This window comes from Streptomyces sp. NBC_00572, from assembly GCF_026341815.1.
Classification (GTDB): domain Bacteria; phylum Actinomycetota; class Actinomycetes; order Streptomycetales; family Streptomycetaceae; genus Streptomyces.
Map to the genome: position 1 here is coordinate 518,951 of NZ_JAPENX010000001.1, position 22,345 is coordinate 541,295.

The 22,345-nt window shown below is 70.6% G+C and carries 23 protein-coding genes; 8 read left to right on the forward strand and 15 right to left on the reverse strand.

Annotated elements, in window-relative coordinates; genetic code table 11:
- Positions 1-50: 50 nt before the first annotated feature.
- A complete protein-coding gene (locus tag OG514_RS02410; protein ID WP_030322763.1) occupies positions 51-557 on the forward strand; it encodes an HNH endonuclease in 507 nt (168 codons plus the stop codon).
- Between the two features lie 84 nt (positions 558-641).
- Here the strand turns inward: OG514_RS02410 and OG514_RS02415 are convergent, their stop codons facing one another.
- The 4 genes from OG514_RS02415 to OG514_RS02430 form a co-directional block, all read right to left on the reverse strand.
- Positions 642-1,415: a sulfite exporter TauE/SafE family protein gene (locus OG514_RS02415; protein ID WP_266890317.1), complete on the reverse strand. Its 774-nt coding sequence runs from the start codon at positions 1,413-1,415 to the stop codon at positions 642-644.
- A 92-nt stretch (positions 1,416-1,507) separates the two neighbouring features.
- The gene (locus OG514_RS02420) at positions 1,508-2,446 is read right to left on the reverse strand and encodes an SPFH domain-containing protein (protein WP_266890319.1); all 939 of its coding nucleotides are present in this window, start codon (positions 2,444-2,446) and stop codon (positions 1,508-1,510) included.
- 93 nt (positions 2,447-2,539) lie between these two features.
- Positions 2,540-2,968 carry an NfeD family protein gene (locus tag OG514_RS02425; protein WP_266890321.1) on the reverse strand — a complete coding sequence of 143 codons (429 nt, stop codon included), beginning with the start codon at positions 2,966-2,968 and terminating at the stop codon, positions 2,540-2,542.
- A gap of 75 nt (positions 2,969-3,043) precedes the next feature.
- The gene (locus OG514_RS02430) at positions 3,044-3,841 is read right to left on the reverse strand and encodes an ABC transporter ATP-binding protein (protein WP_266890323.1); all 798 of its coding nucleotides are present in this window, start codon (positions 3,839-3,841) and stop codon (positions 3,044-3,046) included.
- A gap of 147 nt (positions 3,842-3,988) precedes the next feature.
- Here OG514_RS02430 and OG514_RS02435 point away from each other — a divergent pair, with 147 nt between their 5' ends.
- Positions 3,989-4,780: a hypothetical protein gene (locus OG514_RS02435; protein WP_266890325.1), complete on the forward strand. Its 792-nt coding sequence runs from the start codon at positions 3,989-3,991 to the stop codon at positions 4,778-4,780.
- A 317-nt stretch (positions 4,781-5,097) separates the two neighbouring features.
- On the opposite strand, the gene OG514_RS02440 is transcribed toward OG514_RS02435, so the two are convergent.
- The 3 genes from OG514_RS02440 to OG514_RS02450 all read right to left on the reverse strand — a co-directional run bounded on the left by OG514_RS02440 (position 5,098) and on the right by OG514_RS02450 (position 7,277).
- On the reverse strand, positions 5,098-5,340 hold the full coding sequence (locus tag OG514_RS02440; protein WP_187624121.1) for a chaplin: 243 nt from the start codon (positions 5,338-5,340) through the stop codon (positions 5,098-5,100).
- 154 nt (positions 5,341-5,494) lie between these two features.
- A complete protein-coding gene (locus OG514_RS02445; protein WP_266890330.1) occupies positions 5,495-6,139 on the reverse strand; it encodes a response regulator transcription factor in 645 nt (214 codons plus the stop codon).
- On the reverse strand, positions 6,132-7,277 hold the full coding sequence (locus OG514_RS02450) for a GAF domain-containing sensor histidine kinase (protein ID WP_266890332.1): 1,146 nt from the start codon (positions 7,275-7,277) through the stop codon (positions 6,132-6,134). Before OG514_RS02450 ends, OG514_RS02445 begins: the two co-directional genes overlap by 8 nt.
- 427 nt (positions 7,278-7,704) lie before the next feature.
- On the opposite strand from OG514_RS02450, the gene OG514_RS02455 reads away from it, so the two are divergent.
- A complete protein-coding gene (locus tag OG514_RS02455; protein ID WP_266890334.1) occupies positions 7,705-8,505 on the forward strand; it encodes a transglycosylase SLT domain-containing protein in 801 nt (266 codons plus the stop codon).
- An 86-nt stretch (positions 8,506-8,591) separates the two neighbouring features.
- Here the strand turns inward: OG514_RS02455 and OG514_RS02460 are convergent, their stop codons facing one another.
- Entirely contained in the window at positions 8,592-11,138 is a 2,547-nt protein-coding gene (locus tag OG514_RS02460; protein ID WP_266890336.1) for an FHA domain-containing protein, read from the reverse strand.
- Between the two features lie 254 nt (positions 11,139-11,392).
- Here OG514_RS02460 and serB point away from each other — a divergent pair, with 254 nt between their 5' ends.
- Complete coding sequence (gene serB, locus OG514_RS02465; protein ID WP_266890338.1) at positions 11,393-12,610, forward strand: phosphoserine phosphatase SerB; 1,218 nt, start codon at positions 11,393-11,395, stop codon at positions 12,608-12,610.
- Between the two features lie 56 nt (positions 12,611-12,666).
- Here the strand turns inward: serB and OG514_RS02470 are convergent, their stop codons facing one another.
- The 4 genes from OG514_RS02470 to OG514_RS02485 form a co-directional block, all read right to left on the reverse strand.
- Positions 12,667-13,185 (reverse strand): histidine phosphatase family protein, encoded by a 519-nt coding sequence (locus tag OG514_RS02470; RefSeq protein ID WP_266890340.1) that lies wholly within the window; start codon positions 13,183-13,185, stop codon positions 12,667-12,669.
- 35 nt (positions 13,186-13,220) lie between these two features.
- On the reverse strand, positions 13,221-13,424 hold the full coding sequence (locus OG514_RS02475; protein ID WP_266890342.1) for a hypothetical protein: 204 nt from the start codon (positions 13,422-13,424) through the stop codon (positions 13,221-13,223).
- Positions 13,425-13,581: 157 nt separating this feature from the next.
- Positions 13,582-13,698 (reverse strand): SGM_5486 family transporter-associated protein, encoded by a 117-nt coding sequence (locus tag OG514_RS02480; protein ID WP_266890344.1) that lies wholly within the window; start codon positions 13,696-13,698, stop codon positions 13,582-13,584.
- Positions 13,699-13,715: 17 nt separating this feature from the next.
- Positions 13,716-15,041 (reverse strand): MFS transporter, encoded by a 1,326-nt coding sequence (locus tag OG514_RS02485; protein WP_266890346.1) that lies wholly within the window; start codon positions 15,039-15,041, stop codon positions 13,716-13,718.
- Between the two features lie 113 nt (positions 15,042-15,154).
- On the opposite strand from OG514_RS02485, the gene OG514_RS02490 reads away from it, so the two are divergent.
- Complete coding sequence (locus tag OG514_RS02490; RefSeq protein ID WP_266890348.1) at positions 15,155-15,868, forward strand: FadR/GntR family transcriptional regulator; 714 nt, start codon at positions 15,155-15,157, stop codon at positions 15,866-15,868.
- Here OG514_RS02490 and OG514_RS02495 read toward each other — a convergent pair.
- The 3 genes from OG514_RS02495 to fabG all read right to left on the reverse strand — a co-directional run bounded on the left by OG514_RS02495 (position 15,813) and on the right by fabG (position 17,888).
- Positions 15,813-16,223: a hypothetical protein gene (locus OG514_RS02495; protein WP_266890350.1), complete on the reverse strand. Its 411-nt coding sequence runs from the start codon at positions 16,221-16,223 to the stop codon at positions 15,813-15,815. The two genes, OG514_RS02490 and OG514_RS02495, sit on opposite strands and share 56 nt — an antisense overlap.
- A gap of 163 nt (positions 16,224-16,386) precedes the next feature.
- The gene (fabI, locus tag OG514_RS02500) at positions 16,387-17,163 is read right to left on the reverse strand and encodes an enoyl-ACP reductase FabI (RefSeq protein WP_266890352.1); all 777 of its coding nucleotides are present in this window, start codon (positions 17,161-17,163) and stop codon (positions 16,387-16,389) included.
- A 5-nt stretch (positions 17,164-17,168) separates the two neighbouring features.
- Entirely contained in the window at positions 17,169-17,888 is a 720-nt protein-coding gene (gene fabG, locus OG514_RS02505; RefSeq protein ID WP_266890354.1) for a 3-oxoacyl-[acyl-carrier-protein] reductase, read from the reverse strand.
- A gap of 219 nt (positions 17,889-18,107) precedes the next feature.
- Here fabG and OG514_RS02510 point away from each other — a divergent pair, with 219 nt between their 5' ends.
- The 3 genes from OG514_RS02510 to tyrS are packed head-to-tail and all read left to right on the forward strand — an operon-like array spanning position 18,108 to position 22,342.
- Positions 18,108-19,631 (forward strand): TldD/PmbA family protein, encoded by a 1,524-nt coding sequence (locus OG514_RS02510; protein ID WP_266890356.1) that lies wholly within the window; start codon positions 18,108-18,110, stop codon positions 19,629-19,631.
- Complete coding sequence (locus OG514_RS02515; RefSeq protein ID WP_266890358.1) at positions 19,628-21,019, forward strand: metallopeptidase TldD-related protein; 1,392 nt, start codon at positions 19,628-19,630, stop codon at positions 21,017-21,019. The genes OG514_RS02510 and OG514_RS02515 overlap by 4 nt, the downstream gene beginning before the upstream one ends.
- Before the next feature lie 54 nt (positions 21,020-21,073).
- Positions 21,074-22,342, forward strand: a complete 1,269-nt coding sequence (tyrS, locus tag OG514_RS02520; RefSeq protein ID WP_266890360.1) for a tyrosine--tRNA ligase — start codon at positions 21,074-21,076, stop codon at positions 22,340-22,342.
- Positions 22,343-22,345: the final 3 nt, after the last annotated feature.

Below are 22,345 nucleotides of genomic sequence, written 5' to 3' on the forward strand. Positions count from 1 at the left end.
GCCCCACCGCCCCGCTCCGGGGCCGGGCCTGCACACGGGAGGTGGGCACAATGCGGGACACGCTGGTACTCAACGCGAGCTTCGAGCCGCTGTCGACGGTCTCTCTCAACCGTGCGGTGGTGCTCGTCCTGACCGACAAGGCCGTCGTCGAGCACGCCCATCCCGATCTGCGGGTGCGAGGTGCGGCCGTCGATCTTCCGGTGCCGCGGGTGATCAGGCTCTGCCGGTACGTCCGGGTGCCGTTCCGAAGACAGGCACCGTGGTCGAGGAGGGGGGTCCTCGTGCGGGACCAGCACCGGTGCGCGTACTGCGGGCGGCGGGCCACGACCGTCGACCACGTGGTGCCGCGTGCCCAGGGCGGTGGGGACAGCTGGCTGAACACGGTCGCCTCGTGCGCCGAGGACAACCACCGCAAGGCCGCCCGGACGCCGGAGCAGGCGGGGATGCCGCTGCTGTTCCAGCCGTTCGAGCCGACGCCGGCGGACGCGATGCTGCTGGCGATGAGGGCGAGCGAGCGGTCGGAGCTGCCTGAGTGGCTGGCGAAGGCGGCCGCGTAACGCTGGCTCGCCCGGCTCGTACGGAAGGGCCTGCCTCCCCCGGTGTGGGGAAGCGGGCCGTTCCGTCGTTCCGGCCGACGGGGCCTAGCGGAGCGTCAGTTGGAGGATGGCGATGACGCCCACGGCGATGATCACTCCGCGCAGGACGGTGGGCGGCAGCTTGCGGCCGACCTTGGCGCCGATCTGGCCGCCGATGGTGGAGCCGACGGCGATGAGCAGCACGGCCGTCCAGTCGAACTCGGCGACGAAGAGGAAGAAGACGGCGGCGACGCCGTTGACGAGGGCGCCGAGGATGTTCTTGACGGCGTTGATCCGCTGCAGGGTGTCGTGGAGCAACAGGCCCATCAGGGAGAGGTAGAGCACGCCCTGGGCGGCGCCGAAGTATCCGCCGTACATGCTGGCGAGGAAGAGGCCGACGAGGAGGACGGGGCCGCCGTCGGGGTGGGCCTCGGTACCGGTCTGTTCGCGGCGGCGCTTGACCGCGGCGGAGATCCGGGGCTGGAAGAGGACCAGGACGAGCGCGAGGCCGATGAGGACGGGGACGATCGCGTCGAAGGCCGCGGACGGCAGCGCCAGGAGCAGGATCGCTCCGATGAGGCCGCCGAGGAGGGCGACGGCGCCGAGGCGGAGGATGCGGCGCTTCTGGCCCTTGAGTTCGCGTCGATAGCCGATGGCTCCGCTGATGGAACCGGGGACGAGTCCCAGGGCGTTGGAGACGTTCGCGGTGATCGGGGGGAGTCCGGTCGCGAGAAGGACCGGGAACGTGATGAGCGTTCCCGATCCGACGATGGTGTTGATGGTGCCGGCGCCGATGCCGGCGGCGAAGACTGCCAGGGCTTCCCAGATGGACAACGCCATCTCCTTACATGATCAGTGAGTCGCCTCCCCGCCCTGAGGTCGTCGGGGTCGAGGGGCTCGCACTGATCATGCACGAAGATTACGTGTACGTGTCAGTCAACCGGCGGTTCGTCTCGCCTCTGGGCCCCGACGGACTTGGTGTTGAAGCCGGGGACGCTGCCGTCCTTGTTGCCGAAGGCACCCGAGAGGCCCTTGAGGGCGTCGCCGATCTCGCTGGGCACGATCCAGAGCTTGTTGGCGTCGCCCTCGGCGATCTTCGGGAGCATCTGGAGGTACTGGTACGAGAGCAGCTTCTGGTCCGGGTCGCCGGCGTGGATGGCCTCGAAGACCGTACGGACGGCTTGGGCCTCGCCCTCGGCGCGCAGGGCGGCCGCCTTGGACTCGCCCTCGGCGCGCAGGATCGCGGACTGCTTCTCGCCCTCCGCGGTGAGGATGGCGGACTGGCGGGTGCCCTCGGCGGTGAGGATCGCCGCGCGCTTGTCGCGCTCGGCGCGCATCTGCTTCTCCATCGAGTCCTGGATGGAGGTCGGCGGCTCGATCGCCTTGAGCTCGACGCGGTTGACGCGGATGCCCCACTTGCCGGTGGCCTCGTCGAGGACGCCCCGGAGCGCGGCGTTGATCTCCTCGCGGGAGGTCAGGGTCCGCTCCAGGTCCATGCCACCGATGATGTTGCGCAGGGTGGTGACGGTGAGCTGCTCGATCGCCTGGATGTAGCTGGCGACCTCGTAGGTCGCGGCCCTCGCGTCGGTCACCTGGTAGTAGATGACCGTGTCGATGTTCACGACGAGGTTGTCCTGGGTGATCACCGGCTGCGGCGGGAACGGGACGACCTGCTCGCGCAGATCGATCCGGTTGCGGATCGAGTCGATGAACGGGACGACGATGTTCAGTCCGGCGTTGAGGGTGCGGGTGTAGCGGCCGAAGCGCTCCACGATCGCCGCGCTCGCCTGCGGAATGACCTGGATCGTCTTGATCAGGGCGATGAAGACGAGCACCACCAGAATGATCAGGACGATGATGACTGATGACATCGTGTTCCCCGTGCCCTTCGCTGCCGGTTGTCTGCCGGGTGGCTTTCGATGATCGAGTTTCCCAGATGGCGGAGCGTCATGGGCGAGGTTCGGTCACATGACGACGGCGGTCGCCCCGTCGATGTCCACCACGTCGACCTGTTCGCCCGGTTCGAAGCTCTGTCCGATGTCGAGCGTGCGGGCGGACCATATCTCTCCGGCGAGCTTGATGCGGCCTCCGTTGCTGTCGACCCTTTCCAGGACGACGGCCTGACGGCCTTTCAGGGCGTCGATTCCGGTGGCGAGTTGAGGTCTGCCGTCACGGTGGCGGGCGGCGATCGGGCGCACCACCGCGACGAGCGCCACCGAGACGACGACGAAGACGAGCACCTGGGGGACGACGTCGAAGCCGAGGGCCGCGGTCACCGCACCCGCGATCGCTCCGACGGAGAACATGCCGAACTCGGGCATCGCCGTCAGGACCAGCGGAATGCCGAGCCCCACCGCGCCGATCAGCCACCACACCCATGCGTCGATGTCCACATGGTCATGGTAGGGCGGGTGGGGTGCTCCGGGACAGGGCGCGGGCGGCTGTGCGGGACGCCGGCGCTTCGTCCGCTACTTCAGGGGCAGGCCGTGGGCGGTCCAGCGGTCGCCGACGCGCTCGACGACGAGCGGCAGGCCGAAGCAGTGCGAGAGGTTGCGGGAGGTCAGTTCCATCTCCACCGGGCCGGCCGCGAGCACCTTGCCCTGACGGATCATCAGGACGTGGGTGAAGCCGGGCGCGATCTCCTCGACGTGGTGGGTGACCATGATCATGGAGGGGGCGTACGGGTCACGGGCGAGGCGGCCGAGACGGCGGACGAGGTCCTCGCGGCCGCCGAGGTCGAGGCCGGCGGCGGGCTCGTCGAGGAGGAGGAGCTCGGGGTCGGTCATCATCGCGCGGGCGATCAGGGTGCGCTTGCGCTCGCCCTCGGAGAGGGTGCCGAACTTCCGGTCCAGGTACTCGCTCATGCCGAGGCGGTCGAGGAAGGCCTTGGCGCGCTGCTCGTCGACCGGGTCGTAGTCCTCGTGCCAGGTGGCGGTCATGCCGTACGCGGCGGTGAGGACGGTCTCCAGGACGGTCTGGCGCTTGGGGAGCTTCTCCGCCATGGCGATGCCGGCCACGCCGATGCGGGGACGGAGCTCGAAGACGTCGGTGCCGACGCCGCCGAGCTGCTCGCCCAGGATGTGGGCGGTGCCCTTGGTGGGGAAGAGGTAGCTGGAGGCGATGTTCAGAAGGGTGGTCTTGCCGGCGCCGTTGGGTCCGAGGATCACCCAGCGCTCGCCCTCCTTGACCGACCAGGAGACCTCGTCCACCAGAGCCCGTCCGTCGCGGACCACGGATACGTCCACCAGCTCCAGTACATCGCTCATGAGCGCGTTGTCTCCCCTTGCGGTCGAGTCGTGTCGTCGCCTTGCGCCGATGGGCGCGGCGTCCAGGGGAAAACCTACGTTATCGACGGAGCGGGCCGGTCCCTAGGGCTTCCTTTGAGTCTCCGGTGCGCCCCCTAGTCTTGGGGGATGCTTTCGGAACCACGCTCAGGACGCCTGGCCGCTTGGGGCAACGCCCTGCTGGCCGGGGCGGTGTCGCCGGACGAGGCGGCGCTGGCCATTGTCGGGGAGGACGCGGTGCACCGCGTGGAGGGGCTGCCGGGTGAGGCGCGGCCGGTGGGGCTGACGCTCGCGCTGGGCCGGCTGCGGCGGCTCGGGGTGACCGGGTGGCGGGTGGCGCTGCCCGCGCCGGGGCATCCGCTGGGGCTGAGCGGACCACCGGACTTCAACGCTCGCGCGTTGGAGGCGGAGGAGGCGGCGGTGGGCTACGGCGCGCCGTACGGCCTCGTGCCGGAGGTCTCGGAGGCGGGGCCGGTGGGTGACGTCCATGTGGAGGTGGTCTGGCGCTGCCTCGCGGTACGACAGGCGCCGCCCGCGGACGTGCCGTCGCTCGGGGAGGCCGAGCGGGAACTGGCGGAGGCGCTGCGGGACGCGACGTCGGTACTGACCCGGCTCGACGTGGCGGGCTCGGGCCCGACGGCGGACGCGGCCCGGGAGGCCTACCGGGCGCGGGCGGAGGTGGGGCGTGAGGTCCTCGCCCCGGGATACCCGCCGCGTGCGGTGCGGGTCCTGGAGCTGGCGCAGCGGGTGGGCCTGCTGGTGGACCTGGCGTACGACCACGGGCACGGAGGCGCGGTGAGCGCGTCGGAGATGGCGGCGCGGGGCGCCGCGCTGCGCCCGGTGGAGCGGGTGGCACGGCGGGCGCAGGTCGCCGCGTACAACGCGTATGTGGAGGAGAGGGAGCGGGAGCGGGGCTTCTGAACCCCAGGCAACACCCGTCACCACCCGGCCGGCGGACGGAGTCCGGCGCAGCGGACCGAAGCCCGGGAGGCGCCCCGCGCCGAACGGTGCGAGGAACGCGTCGAGAGGGGTGCCAACGCTTATGTGGAGGAGAGGGAGCGGGAGCGGGGCTTCTGAACCCCAGGCAACACCCGTCACCACCCGGCCGGCGGACGGAGTCCGGCGCAGCGGACCGAAGCCCGGGAGGCGCCCCCGCGCCGAACGGTGCGAGGAACGCGGCCGGAAAAGGGGACCGGCCCCCGGGGGATCGTCCGGGGGCCGGTTGGTTTTCGCGGCGGTCAGCCGTTGAGGGCGTGGTTGCCGAAGGCCGGGTTGAGCAGGCCGATCACGTTGACCGTGTTGCCGGAGACGTTCACGGGGACGTGGACCGGGACCTGCACCAGGTTGCCGGACGCGACGCCCGGGGACTCGACGGCCTTGCCCGTGGCCTCGGCGCCGTGGGCGGAGGCGACACCCGCGCCGGCGGCGACGATGCCACCGGCGACCATGGTGAGGGCAGCGGCCTTCTTGAGGTTCTTCACTTGGTACATCCTCCTGGTCATCGCTGCGGCCGGTCAGCCGCAGCACGCCATGGAGAACGCCGCACCCCCCGGCAGGTTGCGCCGAACGGGGGACATACACACGACGGTATGAAGGACTGAACGGTCGTGCGCCCGGCGCGCGGGGGGGCGCGTGTCAGTTGGTGAGGCCGTGCCGGACCGCCCAGAGGGCCGCCTGGGTGCGGTCCGCCAGGTCGAGCTTCATGAGGATGTTCGAGACGTGCGTCTTGACCGTCTTCTCGGAGAGGACGAGCGCGCGGGCGATCTCCCGGTTGGACCGGCCGTCCGCGATCAGGCCGAGCACCTCGCGCTCCCGCTCCGTGAGGGTCGAGCCGCGTCCCGTACCGCCGTGGGAGTCGTCTTGGGCGAGGAGCGCGCCCGCGACCTCGGGCTGGAGCAGGACGTGCCCCGCGTGGACGGAGCGGATCGCGCCCGCGAGCGCGTCGGGGTCGATGTCCTTGTAGACGTATCCGGAGGCGCCGGCGCGGAGCGCGGGGACCACCGTCCGCTGCTCGGTGAAGCTGGTGACGACGAGGACCTTCGCGGGGTTGTCGAGCTCGCGGAGCCGCTTCAGCGCCTCGATGCCGTCCGTACCGGGCATCTTCACGTCCATGAGGACCACGTCGGGGCGGAGCTCCTCGGCCCTTGCGACGCCCTCGGCGCCGTCGGAGGCCTCCCCCACCACCTCTATGTCGTCCTGCACCTCCAGAAAGGTGCGCAGGCCTCTGCGGACGACCTGGTGGTCGTCGACCAGCAGGACACGGATCTGCTTGTCAGCCACCGGGAACCTCCATCTCGATCGTGGTGCCCTCGCCACGGGTCGAGGTCACGGTGAGCGATCCGCCGACGCCGCTCGCCCGGTCCCGCATGGAGACCAGGCCGAGGTGGCGCCCCGCCTTGCGGACCGTACGCGGGTCGAATCCCTTTCCGTCGTCGGTGACGGTGAGCCGCGCGCCCTGGCCCGCGCGGGTGAGGGAGACGCTGACGAGCTCCGCGTCCGCGTGCCGCAGGGCGTTGTGCAGGGCCTCCTGGGCGACCCGGAGCACGGCTTCCTCCTGTGCGGCGGGCAGCGCGCGCGTCCCGGGGCTCTCGAAGGTGACCCGGGCGGTGTGGGCGCGGTCCAGGACCTGGATGTGGGTACGGAGGGTGTGGACGAGGCCGTCCTCGTCGAGGGCGGCGGGCCGGAGCTCGACGACGGCGGCGCGCAGCTCGTCGGCGGCCTCGGCGGCGAGCGCGGCGACCTGCTGGAGTTCGCCCTTGGCGCGGGCGGGGTCGCGGTCGACGAGCGCGGCGGCGGCCTGGGCGGTCAGCCGGAGCGAGAAGAGCTTCTGGCTGACGGCGTCGTGCAGCTCGTGGGCGAGGCGGGAGCGCTCCTCGGCGATGGTCAGCTCGCGGCTGCGCTCGTACAGACGGGCGTTGGTGAGGGCGATGGCCGCGTGCTGGGCCAGGATCGAGAGGAGTTCCTCGTCCTCGGCGGTGAAGCCGCAGCTTCCCGTCTCCTTGGGGCAGCGCTTGTTGGCGAGGAAGAGGGCGCCCAGGATCTCGTCGCCGTCCCTGACGGGCAGGCCGAGGAAGTCGGACATCTCGGGGTGGGCGTCCGGCCAGCCGCCGAAGCGGGGGTCCTCGCGGACGTCGGCCAGCCGCTCGGGTTCGGCCTTGTGGAGCATCGCGGCGAGGATGCCGTGCTGCCGGGGCAGCGGGCCGATCGCCTTCCACTGCTCGTCGCTGACGCCGTCGACCACGAACTGGGAGAAGCCGCCGTGGTCGTCGGGGACGCCCAGGGCGGCGTACTCGGCGTCGAGCAGCTCGCGGGCGGAGGCGACGATCGTCTTGAGGACGTCGCGGACCTCCAGGCGGCGGCTCATCGCCAGGAGGGCGGTGCTCACGGCGGCGAGGCCGGAGCTCGGTCGATGGCTCATGTGTTCACCGTACCGGCGGGTCGTGACGGTCCGTATCCGTCCGAAGACCGCGAAGGAGGGGGACCGGGGACCTAGGTCGTAGTGCCCGCAGGCCCCTGTCCTCCTTCAGGAGGAAGGGACTTACCGTGCGCATTGCTCACGCAACCCATGGTCAGTTCGTTACGTGCCCGATGTGAGCCCGCGCATAGGACCCACGTCACTTACGAAGTCCCCTAGTGGACGCAGAAAGGGGGGTCAGCGTGGGGTGAGCCGGACATTAGGGCGCTTCTGTGGTCGGTGCACGGGCCCCTGATCCACTACCCGGGATCGTACGTCACACCTTTGCCACAGGATTTTGCTGCCGCTAAGAATTGCCCCCGTCGCCGCCGAAGCAGGCGCAACGCCATCCCGGCGAGCGACCCCCAGCGATTCGAAGAGGTAGTCCGTTATGTCTGCGAACACCCCTGGCCACAGTCGTGGTCTCAAGAAGACCCACAAGGCCATGATCGCCGGCGTCGCCGCTCTGGGCGCCGCTGCGCTCACCCTCTCCCTCGTCCCCGACAACGGGTCCACCGAGACGGAGCCGCAGGCTCTCTCCGGTACGCAGCAGGTGGCCTGGTCGTACAACGCCGCCAGCCCGCAGACGAAGGCCCTCGCGGCCGGCATCAGCGAGCAGCAGGCCACCATCGGCCTGAAGGCCAAGCAGGAGGCCGACGCGAAGGCGAAGGCCGCTGCCGCCGCCAAGGCGAAGGCCACGGCGAAGGCGAAGGCCACGGCGAAGGCGAAGGCCGACGCGAAGGCCAAGGCGGACGCCCAGGCCAAGGCCGCCGCCAAGGCGAAGGCCGCGGCGAAGGCGAAGGCCGACGCGAAGAAGCGCGCCGCGGCGAAGGCGGCCGCGAGCCGTTCCGTCGCCCGTACCCCGGTCTTCGCGAACAACCTCGACGGTTGGATCCGCGAGGCGCTGTTCATCATGGACAAGCACAACATTCCGGGCAGCTACAACGGCCTGCACAAGAACATCATGCGCGAGTCCAGCGGTAACCCGCGGGCCATCAACAACTGGGACATCAACGCCATCAACGGCGTCCCGTCCAAGGGTCTGCTCCAGGTCATCTACCCGACCTTCAAGACTTACCACGTGCCCGGCACCGCGTTCGACCAGTACGACCCGGTCGCCAACATCGTCGCCGCCGCCAACTACGCGGCCGACCGCTACGGCTCGATCGACAACGTCAACAGCGCGTACTGATCGCACTCGGTCCGCTGTGCCACGCCGAAGGGCGGCACCCCCCGCGCAGGGGGTGCCGCCCTTCGGCGTACCGGTGCTCCAGCTGATTACTTGCGCATGACCTCGGGCTCGTGGCGGCGCAGCAGCCGCGCCACGGCGACGCAGCAGACGGCGGCCATGAACAGCTGGATGCCGAGGTCGAGGCTCCACTGGCCGACCGTGTGCTCCCACAGCGGATCGGTGTCGGTGGGGTTCTTCGGGTCCCACGGCGGCATGAGGCGGCCGAGGTCGAGGGTGGTGCCGGCGCCGGCGATGCCCCAGCGGGAGGGCATGAGCCAGGCGAACTGCTCCAGGCCGGGCGAGCCGTACACCTGGAAGAGGATGCCGGTGAACACGACCTGGATGATCGCGAACATGACCAGGAGGGGCATGGTCTTCTCGGCGGTCTTCACGAGCGCGGAGATGACCAGGCCGAACATCATCGAGGTGAGGCCGAGGGCGATCACCTGGATGCACAGCTCGACGGCCGGCGGCATGAACAGGCCCTCGGCGGGCAGCTCGCGGGTCGAGAAGCCGATGCCGCAGATGATGACGCCCTGGAAGGCCGTGATCACGCCGAGCACGATGACCTTGGACATCAGGTACGCCGAGCGGGACAGGCCGGTGGCCCGCTCCCGTTCGTAGATGACCCGCTCCTTGATCAGCTCACGGACCGAGTTGGCCGCGCCACTGAAGCACATGCCGACCGCGAGGATCAGCATGATCGTGCCGGCGTCGCCGTTGAAGCGGGACGGCGGCTTCGGCGAGCCCAGGCCGAAGTCGGCCGGGATGACCACCGAGACCGCGCCGAGGACGGCGGGCAGGATGACCATCAGGCCGAGGAAGCCCTTGTCGGAGGCGATGACGGAGACGTAGCGGCGGATCAGGGTCCACAGCTGGGAACCCCAGCCCTGCGGCTTCGGCGGCCGGGACATCGCCTGCTGCGGCACCTGGACGGGCTGCGCGGCGACGGCGTCGATGTCCGCGGCGTACATCTGGTAGTGCTGCGAGCCCTTCCAGCGGCCCGCCCAGTCGTAGTCGCGGTAGTTCTCGAAGGCGGAGAAGACATCGGCCCAGGTGGAGTAGCCGAAGAAGTTCAGCGCCTCCTCCGGCGGGCCGAAGTACGCCACCGAGCCGCCGGGGGCCATCACGAGCAGCTTGTCGCAGAGGCCGAGCTCGGCCACCGAGTGGGTGACGACGAGGACCGTGCGGCCGTCGTCGGCGAGGCCGCGGAGCAGCTGCATGACATCGCGGTCCATGCCCGGGTCGAGGCCGGAGGTCGGCTCGTCCAGGAAGATCAGCGAGGGCTTGGTGAGGAGTTCGAGCGCGACGGAGACGCGCTTGCGCTGGCCACCGGAGAGGGAGGTGACCTTCTTCTCCTTGTGGATGTCCAGCTTGAGCTCGCGCAGCACCTCGTCGATGCGGGCCTCGCGCTCGGCCGTGGCGGTGTCGCCCGGGAAGCGGAGCTTGGCCGCGTAGCGGAGCGCCTTCTGGACGGTCAGCTCCTTGTGCAGGATGTCGTCCTGCGGGACCAGACCGATGCGCTGGCGCAGCTCGGCGAACTGCTTGTAGAGGCTTCGGTTGTCGTAGAGGACATCGCCCTCATTGGCCGGGCGGTAGCCGGTCAGCGCCTTGAGCAGCGTGGACTTTCCGGAACCGGACGGGCCGATGACACCGATCAGCGACTTCTCCGGGACGCCGAAGGAGACGTCCTTGAGGATCTGCTTGCCGCCGTCGACCGTGACCGTGAGGTGGCGGGCCGAGAAGGAGACCGAGCCGGTGTCGACGAACTCCTCGAGCTGGCCGCCGACGAGGCGGAAGGTCGAGTGACCGACACCGACGATGTCCTGCGGGCCGAGGAGGGCGGTGCCGCCCTTGGTGATCGGCTGACCGTTGACGTACGTGCCGTTGTGCGAGCCGAGGTCGCGGATCTCGAAGCGTCCGTCGGGCGTCGCGTGGAACTCGGCGTGGTGCCGCGAGACCTGGAGGTCGGAGACGACCAGCTCGTTCTCGAGGGCACGGCCGATGCGCATGACGTGGCCGAGGGCCAGCTGGTGGAACGTGGTGGGGCTGCGGTCGGCGTAGGCCGACGACGCCCCCGCGGCGGAGCCGGGCCCGTGGGGTGCCTGCTGGTGCGGGACCTGCTGGTGCGGGACCTGCTGCACGGGCGGCGGCGCCTGCTGCCAGTTCTGCTGCGGCGGCGGGGCCTGGTGGGTGACCCACTCGGCCTGGGCGGCCTGCTCCGCGGCCTGATGGACCGGCGCCTGATGGACCGGCGCCTGGTGGGCCGCCTGAGCGTGCTGCTGGGCCGGGGCGGCGGCGAGATTCAGCCGCGGGCCGTCGGTGGCGTTGCCGAGGTGGACCGCCGAGCCGGGGCCGATCTCCACCTGGTGGATCCGCTGCCCCTGCAGGAACGTGCCATTGGTGGAGCCGTGGTCCTCGATGACCCAACTCCGGCCGCCCCAGCTGATGGTGGCGTGGCGCCACGAGACCCTGGCGTCGTCGATCACCAGGTCACCCTGCGGATCACGGCCCAGGGTGTACGACCTGGACGGATCGAGCGTCCAGGTCCTGCCGTTCAATTCCAGTACGAGTTCTGGCACTCCATGCCCCACTACTTGTCCCCCGATGTACCCCCGTCGCTGGGAGTCCAGGGATGGCGAATCATCCTGGGGAACTATTTCAGGCCCGGTCCCGTATCGGAAAGTCGGGCCGTGTGAAGACCCGGCGTGCAAGCGCGCGGTCCCGCTCCGGAGGGCCGCCGGGGCCGCTCCGGGGTCAGTCGGGGGACGAGGCGCGACCACTCGGGTGTCCGCTGGGCGGGACGGGGGGTCGGGTGGCACGCGGTGCCCGATACGGTGGAAGCACCATGAGCGCATCGCAGACCTCAGACGTTCCCACCCTTCTCGTCAAGATCTTCGGGAAGGACCGTCCCGGGATCACCGCGGGACTCTTCGACACCCTCGCCGCCTACTCCGTCGACGTCGTGGACATCGAGCAGGTCGTGTCCCGCGGCCGGCTCGTCCTGTGCGCGCTCGTCACCGAGCCGACCGTCGCCTCGCAGGGCGAGCTCCGTGCGACCGTGCACAGCTGGGCCGAGTCGCTGAAGCTCCAGGCCGAGATCATCTCCGGCATCGGCGACAACCGTCCGCGAGGGGAGGGGCGCTCGCACGTCACCGTGCTGGGCAACCCGCTCACCGCGGAGCAGACGGCGGCCATAGCGGCCAGGATCGCGGAGTCCGGTGGCAACATCGACCGCGTCTTCCGGCTGGCGAAGTATCCGGTGACGGCCGTCGAGTTCGCCGTCTCCGGCTGCGAGACGGAGCCGTTGCGGACCGCCCTGGCCACCGAGGCGCACACCATCGGCGTCGATGTGGCCGTGGTCTCCGCCGGGCTGCACCGGCGGGCCCAGCGGCTCGTCGTCATGGACGTCGACTCGACGCTGATCCAGGACGAGGTGATCGAGCTCTTCGCGGCCCACGCCGGCTGCGAGGACAAGGTCGCCGAGGTGACGGCCGCGGCGATGCGCGGTGAGCTGGACTTCGAGCAGTCCCTGCACGCACGCGTGGAGCTGCTGGCCGGCCTGGACGCCTCGGTGGTCGACAAGGTCCGTTCCGAAGTGCGGATGACGCCCGGGGCCCGGACCCTGATCCGGACGCTCAAGCGGCTCGGCTACCAGGTGGGCGTCGTGTCCGGCGGGTTCACGCAGGTCACGGACGATCTGAAGGACCGGCTCGGGCTGGACTTCGCCTCCGCCAACACTCTGGAGATCGTCGACGGCAAGCTCACCGGACGGGTGACCGGCGAGATCGTGGACCGGGCGGGCAAGGCGCGGCTGCTGCGCCGGTTCGCCGCGGAGGCGGGCGTGCCGCTGGCGCAGACGGTGGCGATCGGCGACGGGGCGAACGACCTGGACATGTTGAACGCGGCCGGTCTCGGCGTGGCGTTCAACGCGAAGCCGGTGGTGCGCGAGGCCGCGCACACGGCGGTGAACGTGCCCTTCCTGGACACCGTGCTGTATCTGCTGGGGATCACCCGCGAAGAGGTCGAGGCCGCGGACGGCGGCGAGGACGACCTGCAGCACTGAGCCACCTGGGAAAGGGCCCGGCCGTCAGTCGACGGCCGGGCCCTTTCCCGTACGGATCAGTCGTGCGGGGTCCAGAAGTCGACGAGCCGTCCGGCGCCGTGCTCAAGGGACTTCCAGGAGCCGTTGAACGTGAGGACGGCGAAGGCGGAGGTCGGGAAGCCGCTTCGGGTCATCCGGGGCAGCACGTCGCCTTCGGACTCGCCCGCGAGGGCGTCGGCGAGGGCGTGCATCCCGGGGTTGTGGCCGATGACCAGGAGGTCGGACACGTCCTCCGAGGTCTCGTTGAGCAGGGCGATCAGCTCGCCGAGCGAGGCCTCGTACAGCCGGTCCTCGTACACGGTCCTGGGGCGCTCGGGCAGTGCCTGCACGGCCAGCTTCCAGGTCTCGCGGGTCCTGGTGGCGGTGGAGCAGAGGGCCAGGTCGAAGCCGATGCCGGTCTCGGCGAGCCTGCGGCCCGCGACCGGGGCGTCCGCGCGGCCTCGCTCGGCGAGGGGGCGCTCGTGGTCGGACTCCTCGTTCCAGTCCGCCTTGGCGTGTCGGAGCAGCACGATCCTGCGGGGTGTGTCGACGCTCATGGTCATCAGCTTCGCACGAAACGGCTCACGTCGACTCAGAGAGAGAGCGTTTGCTGGATCCGCTCCAGGACCCCTCCGACCCCCGGGTCACCCGCCGCCGCGTGGGCCCCACCGGGCCCGGTCATCAGCAGCAGGAGGGCGACGAAAGCGGCCGCCGGAAGGACGAGGGCCCACCACGGCAGCCGGGTGTCGACGCCGGTCGTGTCCGGTCGGACGCTGGTGTACGTACGGGCCGTCATGACCGCCTCCGTGGGTGGGTGCTCCGCTTTCCCTGTTGTCTCCAACGTAGAGATCGCGGGCTCCTCGGCCCATCCGGTGATCCACCCACTTCACCCTGACACCCGCCCCCTAGGGGATGCGGGGGTTAGCCCTACCGCGGGCCGTGGTGAGCGGACCTCACGGGGAGGCGACCGAGGCGATGACGGAGATGACGACCGTGATGCCGAGCATCGCGCCGAGCACGATGAGCAGCTTCTTCTGGCCGTTCGGGGGGTTGGGTTCGAGAACTGGCATGCCGACAGTCTCGCACCTCAGGATTCGTCCTCGACCGTCCGGTCCCTGCCCGCCAGGGTTCCGACGATCATCTGCGGCACCATGAGCCCGCCCATGAGGATGATCGGCAGTCCCCAGCCGCCGCTGTGCTGGTAGAGGACACCGACGAGGAGGGGGCCGGGGATGGAGATGAGGTAGCCGACGCTCTGCGCGAAGGCGGAGAGCCGGACGACTCCGGCGCCGGTGCGCGAGCGCATGCCGATCATCGTGAGGGCGAGCGGGAAGGAGCAGTTGGAGATGCCGAGGAGCACGGCCCAGACCCAGGCTCCGGCGGCGGGGGCGAGGAAGAGGCCGGTGTAGCCGGCGAGGCCGCACAGGCCGAGCGCGACGACGATCGGGCCCTGGTTCCTCATCCGGGTGGCGAGCCGGGGGATCACGAAGGCGAGCGGGACGCCCATGACCATGGTGACGGCGAGGAGCACGCCCGCGGTGGAGGCGGGGACGCCCGCGTCGCGGAAGATCTGCGGCATCCAGCCCATGGTGATGTAGGCGCCGGTGGCCTGGAGGCCGAAGTAGCAGCCGAGGGCCCAGGCGGTGCGGCTGCGGGTGATGCGCGGGGCGGCGGTCTCCGTGGCGGCGGTCGTGGCGCCGCGCCCGTTGCCGCCGCGGTCCTCGGAGGCGCGGTCCCGGTCGCGTATCAGCGGGATCCAGGGCAGCACGGCGAGTGCGGCGATGGCCGCCCAGACTCCGAGACCGATGCGCCAGTCGCCGCCGAGGGCCGCGGTCATCGGGACGGTCGCGGCCGCGGCGACGGAGGTGCCGAGGGCGAGCGCCATGGAGTAGAGGCCGGTCATGCTGCCGATGCGGTCCGGGAAGTACCGCTTGACGATGACCGGCATCAGGACGTTGCTGACGGCGATGCCCATGAGGGCGAGGGCGCTGGCGGCGAGGAAGCCGACGGTTCCGCCGGCGAAGGGCCGGAGGATCAGGCCGGCGAAGATCGCGGCCATGCCCGCGCAGACGACGGCGGCGGGGCCGAAGCGGCGGGCGAGGCGCGGGGCCATGATGCCGAAGATCGCGAAGCAGAGCGGGGGTACGGAGGTGAGGACGCCGGCGACGGTGCCGCTCATGTGCAGGTCCGCGCTGACCTCTTCGAGGAGGGCGCCGAGGCTGGTGATGGCGGGGCGCAGGTTCAGCGCGGCGAGGACGAGTCCGACGGTGACGAGGCCGAGGGTCCAGCGGTGCGCCCGGTTCGGCGCGGGAGAATCAGCGGCGGCGGCTCCACGCGGGCCCGTGGTGGCCGCCGGAGCGGTGGTCATCGCCGGTCGTGCGGCGGGGTCGAGGGTCTTCGGCTCGTCAGGCATGGAGCCATCATAGAATCATGGGATGATTGGTTGTCCAATCTCGAACGACGTGAGCGACTCGACGTGAGCGACGTGAACGACGTGAGCGACTCGAACGAATGGGAAGGTGCTCCATGGCCCTCGGCCACCCCCGGCGCGCAGGTCTCTCCGATCAGGTGATCGCCGAGCTGCGGAACCAGATCACCTCCGGCGAGTGGCCGGTGGGTTCGCGCATCCCCACCGAACCCGAGCTGGTCGAGCAGCTGGGAGTGGCCCGCAACACCGTGCGCGAGGCGGTGCGGGCGCTCGCGCACAACGGACTGCTCGACATCCGCCAGGGCTCCGGGACGTACGTCATCGCCACCAGCGAGCTCGCGGGCGTCATGCACCGGCGCTTCGCCGGCTCCGACCCCCGGCACGTCGCCGAGCTGCGCTCGACCCTGGAGTCCTCCGCGGCGCGGCTCGCGGCGGAGCGGCGCACCGAGCGGGACCTGAAGCAGCTGGACACCCTGCTCGTACGACGTGAGGAGGCGTGGGAGTCCGGTGACGCGGAGCGGTTCGTGAGCGCCGACGCGACCTTCCACCACGCGGTCGTCGCCGCCTCGGGCAACGAGGTCCTCACCGAGCTCTACGCGGACCTGGGCGATCTGCTGCGGGACTGGCTCCGCGGCGACGTGGGGCAGGAGCTGCGACCGGAGAACCACATGGACCACGCGCGGCTCGTGGACGCGATCCGGGACGGCGACGCCGAGCGGGCCGGTGCGGAAGCGGCCGGCTATCCCTACATGTGCCTCAGGAGCCCCGGACCGGAGTCGGGGCGGGAGCCTGGTCCGCCGGCTGGTGAGTGATCCAGGCGGACCTGACCTCCTTCCAGCAGCGGCCGGTGACCTTGCCGTAGTCGGCGGGGCCGACGTCCACGGGGGCGCTGTCGGAGTCGATGTCCCACCAGCGCTCGCACTCGACGTGGAGGCGGACCCGGTCGGTGCGGGGGTAGGGGTTCTGGCAGTGGGCGGTGACGCTGGAGCCCTCGACGACGGTGCGGCAGGAGGCACCGAAGTTCTCCGGCTCCTCGGCCGCCGGGGCGGTGACGGGGAGTTCCTCGGCCGGCGCGGGCGCGGCCCGCACCTCGGCCGCGACGGCTATCCCGGTGAGCAGTACGGCGACGGAGGCGAACGCGCCGAACCCGTTGCGTATCGCGCGCATGCCCGTACCTCCTCCCCATCAGCAGCAGAAGCATCACGCTCTGCCCCAGTTTGGGGTGGTTCGCTCGACTTTTCGAGTCGGGCAGGAGTTGCGGAACGGCGAGGGCCGTGTGCCGCCCCCTCAGGGGCGGGCACACGGCCCTGATGCTCCCGGCGGGAAGCGGTTACGCGCCGATGGCGTGCAGGCCGCCGTCCACGTGGATGATCTCGCCCGTGGTCTTCGGGAACCAGTCCGAGAGCAGCGCGACGATGCCGCGGCCGGCCGGCTCCGGGTCCGAGAGCTCCCACTCCAGCGGGGAGCGGCTGTCCCACACGGACGCCAGCTCGCCGAAGCCCGGGATGGACTTGGCGGCCATCGAGCCGAGCGGGCCCGCCGAGATCAGGTTGCAGCGGATGTTCTGCTTGCCCAGGTCACGCGCCATGTAGCGGCTGGTGGCCTCCAGGGCGGCCTTGGCCGGGCCCATCCAGTCGTACTGCGGCCAGGCGAACTTCGCGTCGAAGGTGAGGCCGACGACCGAGCCGCCCTCGCTCATCAGCGGCAGCAGCGCCATCGTCAGCGACTTCAGGGAGAAGGCGGAGACGTGCATGGCGGTGGCCACGGACTCGAACGGCGTGTTGAGGAAGTTGCCGCCGAGCGCGTCCTGCGGGGCGAAGCCGATGGAGTGCACGATGCCGTCGAGACGGTCGCCCAGGTGCTCACGGACCTGGCCCTCCAGGCGGGCGAGGTGCTCGTCGTTTGAGACGTCGAGCTCCAGGACCTTGACCTTTTCGGGGTGGGGCAGCTTCTTGGCGATGCGCTCGGTCAGCGTCGGCCGCGGCCACGCGGTGAGGATGATCTCCGCACCCTGCTCCTGGGCCAGCTTCGCGGCGTGGAAGGCGATGGAGGACTCCATCAGCACACCGGTGATGAGGATGCGCTTGCCCTCGAGAATTCCGCTCATGGTGATCAGTGACCCATGCCCAATCCGCCGTCAACCGGGATGACGGCTCCAGTGATGTACGCGGCGTCGTCCGAGGCGAGGAACTTCACCGCGGCGGCGATCTCCTCCGGCTGGGCGTACCGGCCCAGCGGAACCTGGGACACGATGCCCGCGCGCTGCTCGTCGGTGAGCACCGCGGTCATGTCGGTGTCGACGAAACCGGGGGCGACGACGTTGAAGGTGATGTTGCGGGAGCCCAGCTCGCGCGCGAGGGAGCGGGCGAAGCCCACCAGACCGGCCTTGGAGGCGGCGTAGTTGGCCTGGCCGGCGGAACCCAGCAGACCGACGACCGAGGAGATCAGGACGACGCGGCCCTTCTTGGCGCGCAGCATCCCGCGGTTGGCACGCTTGACGACCCGGAAGGTGCCGGTGAGGTTGGTGTCGACGACGGAGGTGAAGTCCTCCTCGGACATGCGCATGAGGAGCTGGTCCTTCGTCACGCCGGCGTTGGCCACGAGGACCTCCACCGGACCGTGCTTCTCCTCGATCTCCTTGTACGCCTGCTCCACCTGCTCGGCGTCGGTGATGTCGCACCGGACGGGCAGGCAGCCCAATTCGGTGAGGGCGGCCGGCGGCTCGCCGGAGCGGTACGTGATCGCGACCTTGTCGCCGGCCTCGGCGAACGCGCGGGCGATGGCGAGGCCGATGCCCCGGTTTCCTCCGGTGACGAGAACCGAGCGGCTCAACGGATCACCCTTTCGATAGCGGTCTGGTAGCCGAAAACCTATCGGTATCGCCCCCGACATGAGGAATCGACCTCCGACAGTGGCGCCCGGGTGTCACTGTCGGGTCCCTACAGCTCAGGGGGGCGACGTGGGGAATGCGCCGACCACGGTGCCCGTCCCGTGATTGACTTCCGGGGCAGATCAACCGCCGCCTTCCGATCACCGAGAGCGAGGCCGCTCGTGGTCCATCAGATCGACCCTTCGTTCGTCGCGCTGCCCCTGCGGGCGCTCGCCGACGCCGCACTCGCCCGAGCGCGCGCGCTCGGTGCCGAGCACGCGGACTTCCGCCTGGAGCGGGTGCGCAGCGCCTCCTGGCGGCTGCGCGACGCCAAACCGTCCGGCTCTTCCGACACCACCGACCTCGGCTATGCGGTGCGGGTGGTGCACGGCGGGTCCTGGGGCTTCGCCTCCGGGGTCGACCTGACCATGGACGGGGCCGCGCGGGTCGCCGGGCAGGCCGTGGCCATGGCCAAGCTGTCGGCGAAGGTGATCGCGGCGGCCGGGTCCGACGAACGCGTGGAGCTCGCGGCGGAGCCGGTGCACGAGGAGCGCACCTGGGTCTCCTCGTACGAGATCGACCCCTTCTCGATTCCCGGCGAGGAGAAGAGCGCGCTGCTCGCCGACTGGAGTTCCCGGCTGCTGCGGGCGGAGGGCGTGGCGCATGTGGACGCCTCGCTGCTCACCGTCCACGAGAACAAGTTCTACGCGGACACGGCCGGCACCGTGACCACCCAGCAGCGGGTCCGGCTGCACCCGCAGCTCACCGCGGTCGCCGTCGACGAAACGACCGGTGAGTTCGACTCGATGCGGACGATCGCGCCGCCGGTCGGGCGGGGCTGGGAGTACCTGACGGGCACCGGCTGGGACTGGGACAAGGAGCTGGACGAGATCCCGGCGCTGCTCGCCGAGAAGATGCGGGCGCCGAGCGTCGAGGCGGGCCGGTACGACCTGGTCGTCGACCCGTCGAACCTCTGGCTGACGATCCACGAGTCGATCGGGCACGCGACCGAGCTGGACCGGGCGCTCGGCTACGAGGCGGCGTACGCGGGCACCTCCTTCGCGACCTTCGACCAGCTGGGCAAGCTGGCGTACGGCTCCTCGATCATGAACGTGACGGGTGACCGGACCGCCGAGCACGGGCTCGCGACGGTCGGGTTCGACGACGAGGGCGTCGAGGCGCAGAGCTGGGACCTGGTGAAGGACGGCACGCTCGTCGGCTACCAGCTGGACCGGCGGATCGCGAAGCTCACCGGCCTCGGCCGGTCGAACGGCTGCGCCTTCGCCGACTCCCCCGCGCACGTGCCGGTGCAGCGGATGGCGAACGTCTCGCTGCAGCCGGACCCGGGCGGTCTGTCGACCGAGGACCTGATCGGGGGTGTGGAGCGCGGCATCTACGTGGTCGGTGACCGGTCCTGGTCGATCGACATGCAGCGCTACAACTTCCAGTTCACCGGCCAACGCTTCTTCCGCATCGAGAACGGGCGGCTCGCCGGGCAGCTGCGGGACGTGGCCTACCAGGCGACGACCACCGACTTCTGGGGCTCGATGGAGCAGGTCGGCGGCCCGCAGACGTACGTCCTCGGCGGCGCCTTCAACTGCGGCAAGGCCCAGCCGGGCCAGGTCGCCGCGGTCTCCCACGGCTGCCCCTCCGCCCTCTTCCGGGGCGTCAACATTCTGAACACGACGCAGGAGGCCGGGCGATGAGCCGCGTCAGCAAGCCGTACGAGATCGTCGAGCGGGCTCTTGAACTGTCCCGGGCCGACGGGTGTGTCGTCATCGCCGACGAGGAGTCCTCGGCGAACCTGCGCTGGGCGGGCAACGCGCTCACCACCAACGGCGTCACCCGCGGCCGTACGCTCACGGTCATCGCGACCGTCGACGGCGCGCAGGGCACCGCCTCCGGTGTCGTCTCCCGGTCCGCCGTGACCGTCGACGAGCTGGAGCCGCTGGTGCGGGCCGCCGAGGCCGCCGCGCGCGCCGCCGGGCCGGCCGAGGACGCCCAGCCGCTGGTCACGGACGTGCCCTCGTCGCCCGACTTCACGGACGCGCCCGCGGAGACCTCCTCCGCCGTGTTCGCCGACTTCGCGCCGGCGCTCGGCGAGGCCTTCGCCCGCGCGCGGGCCGGCGGGCGTGAGCTCTACGGTTTCGCCAACCACGAGCTGACCTCCGCCTACCTGGGGACGTCGACGGGTCTGCGGCTCCGCCACGACCAGCCCAACGGCACCCTGGAGCTGAACGCCAAGTCCCCCGACCGCTCGCGCTCCGCCTGGGCCGGTCGCTCGACGCGGGACTTCAAGGACGTCGACCCGGCCGCGCTCGACGCCGAGCTCGCGACCCGGCTCGGCTGGGCGGAGCGCCGGATCGAACTGCCCGCCGGGCGGTACGAGACGCTGCTGCCGCCGACGGCCGTGGCCGACCTGCTGATCTACCAGCTGTGGTCCTCCACGGCCCGGGACGCGGTCGAGGGCCGTACGGTCTTCTCCAAGCCCGGCGGCGGCACCCGGCTCGGCGAGACCCTCTCCCCGCTGCCGCTGACCCTGCGCAGCGACCCGAACGAACCCGGCCTGGAGTCCGCGCCGTTCGTGATCGCGCACTCCTCGGGCGACGACTCCTCCGTCTTCGACAACGGTCTGCCGATCGCCCCGACGGACTGGGTGCGCGACGGGAAGCTGGAGCGTCTGATCACCACCCGGCACACGGCGGAACTCACACGCTTGCCGGTGGCTCCCGGAGCGGGGAACCTGATCCTGGACGGCGGTGGCGAGCGCTCCCTGGAGGAGATGGTCGCCTCGACGGAGCGCGGTCTGCTCCTCACCTGCCTCTGGTACATCCGCGAGGTCGACCCGGCGACGCTGCTGCTCACCGGTCTGACCCGGGACGGCGTCTACCTCGTCGAGAACGGCGAGGTGGTCGGCGAGGTGAACAACTTCCGGTTCAACGAGTCGCCGGTGGACCTGCTGTCGCGGGCCTCCGAGGCGGGGCGGACCGAGAAGACGCTGCCGCGCGAGTGGAGCGACTGGTTCACCCGGGCCGCGATGCCCGCCCTGCGGATCCCCGACTTCAACATGAGCTCGGTCAGCAAGGGGGTCTGACCCACCTAGACTGAGACAACTATTTCCCACCCGCATCACAAGGAGACGGACGACGTGACCGACATCGTCGATGAGCTGAAGTGGCGTGGGCTCTTCGCCCAGTCCACCGATGAGGACGCACTGCGCAAGGCTCTCGCGGACGGTCCCGTCACCTTCTATTGCGGTTTCGACCCGACCGCGGCCAGTCTCCACGTGGGCCACCTGGTCCAGGTCCTCACCGTCCGCCGGCTCCAGCAGGCCGGGCACCGGCCGCTGGCGCTGGTCGGCGGGGCCACCGGGCAGATCGGTGACCCGCGACCGACGGCCGAGCGCACCCTGAACGACCCCGAGACGGTCGCGAACTGGGTGAACCGGCTGCGGACGCAGATCGAGCCGTTCCTCTCCTTCGAGGGGGAGAACGCGGCGGTCATGGTGAACAACCTGGACTGGACCGCCGGCATGTCGGCGATCGAGTTCCTGCGGGACATCGGCAAGCACTTCCGGGTCAACAAGATGCTGACCAAGGACTCCGTCGCCCGGCGCCTGGAGTCCGAGCAGGGCATCAGCTACACCGAGTTCAGCTACCAGCTGCTGCAGGCCATGGACTTCCTGGAGCTGTACCGCCGCTACGGCTGCACGCTCCAGCAGGGCGGCTCGGACCAGTGGGGCAACCTGGTGGCCGGCCTCGACCTGATCCACCGCCTGGAGCCGGGTGTCGAGGCGCATGCGCTCGCGACCCCGCTGATGGTCAAGGCGGACGGCACCAAGTTCGGCAAGACCGAGGGCGGGGCCGTCTGGCTCGACCCGGAGATGACCACGCCGTACGCGTTCTACCAGTTCTGGCTGAACGTGGACGACCGGGACATCTCGACGTACATGCGGATCCTGTCCTTCAAGTCCCGCGAGGAGCTGGAGGAGCTGGAGCAGCAGACCGCCGAGCGTCCCCAGGCCCGTGCCGCCCAGCGTGCGCTGGCCGAGGAGCTCACCGCGCTGGTGCACGGCGCGGACCAGTGCGCGGCCGTCATCAACGCCTCCAAGGCGCTGTTCGGTCAGGGCGACCTGGCGGAGCTGGACGAGGCGACGCTGGCCGCCGCCCTGTCCGAGCTGCCGCACGCGCGCGTGACGGAGCTGGGCCAGGTCGTCGACCTGTTCACCGAGGTCGGTCTCGCCCCGAGCAAGTCGGGGGCGCGTCGCACGGTGAAGGAGGGCGGGGCGTACGTGAACAACGTGAAGGTCACCGCCGAGGACGCCGAGGTGTCGGCGGACGAGCTGCTGCACGGCCGCTGGCTGGTGCTGCGGCGCGGCAAGAAGAACCTGGCGGCGATCGAGTTCGCCGGCGCGTGACAC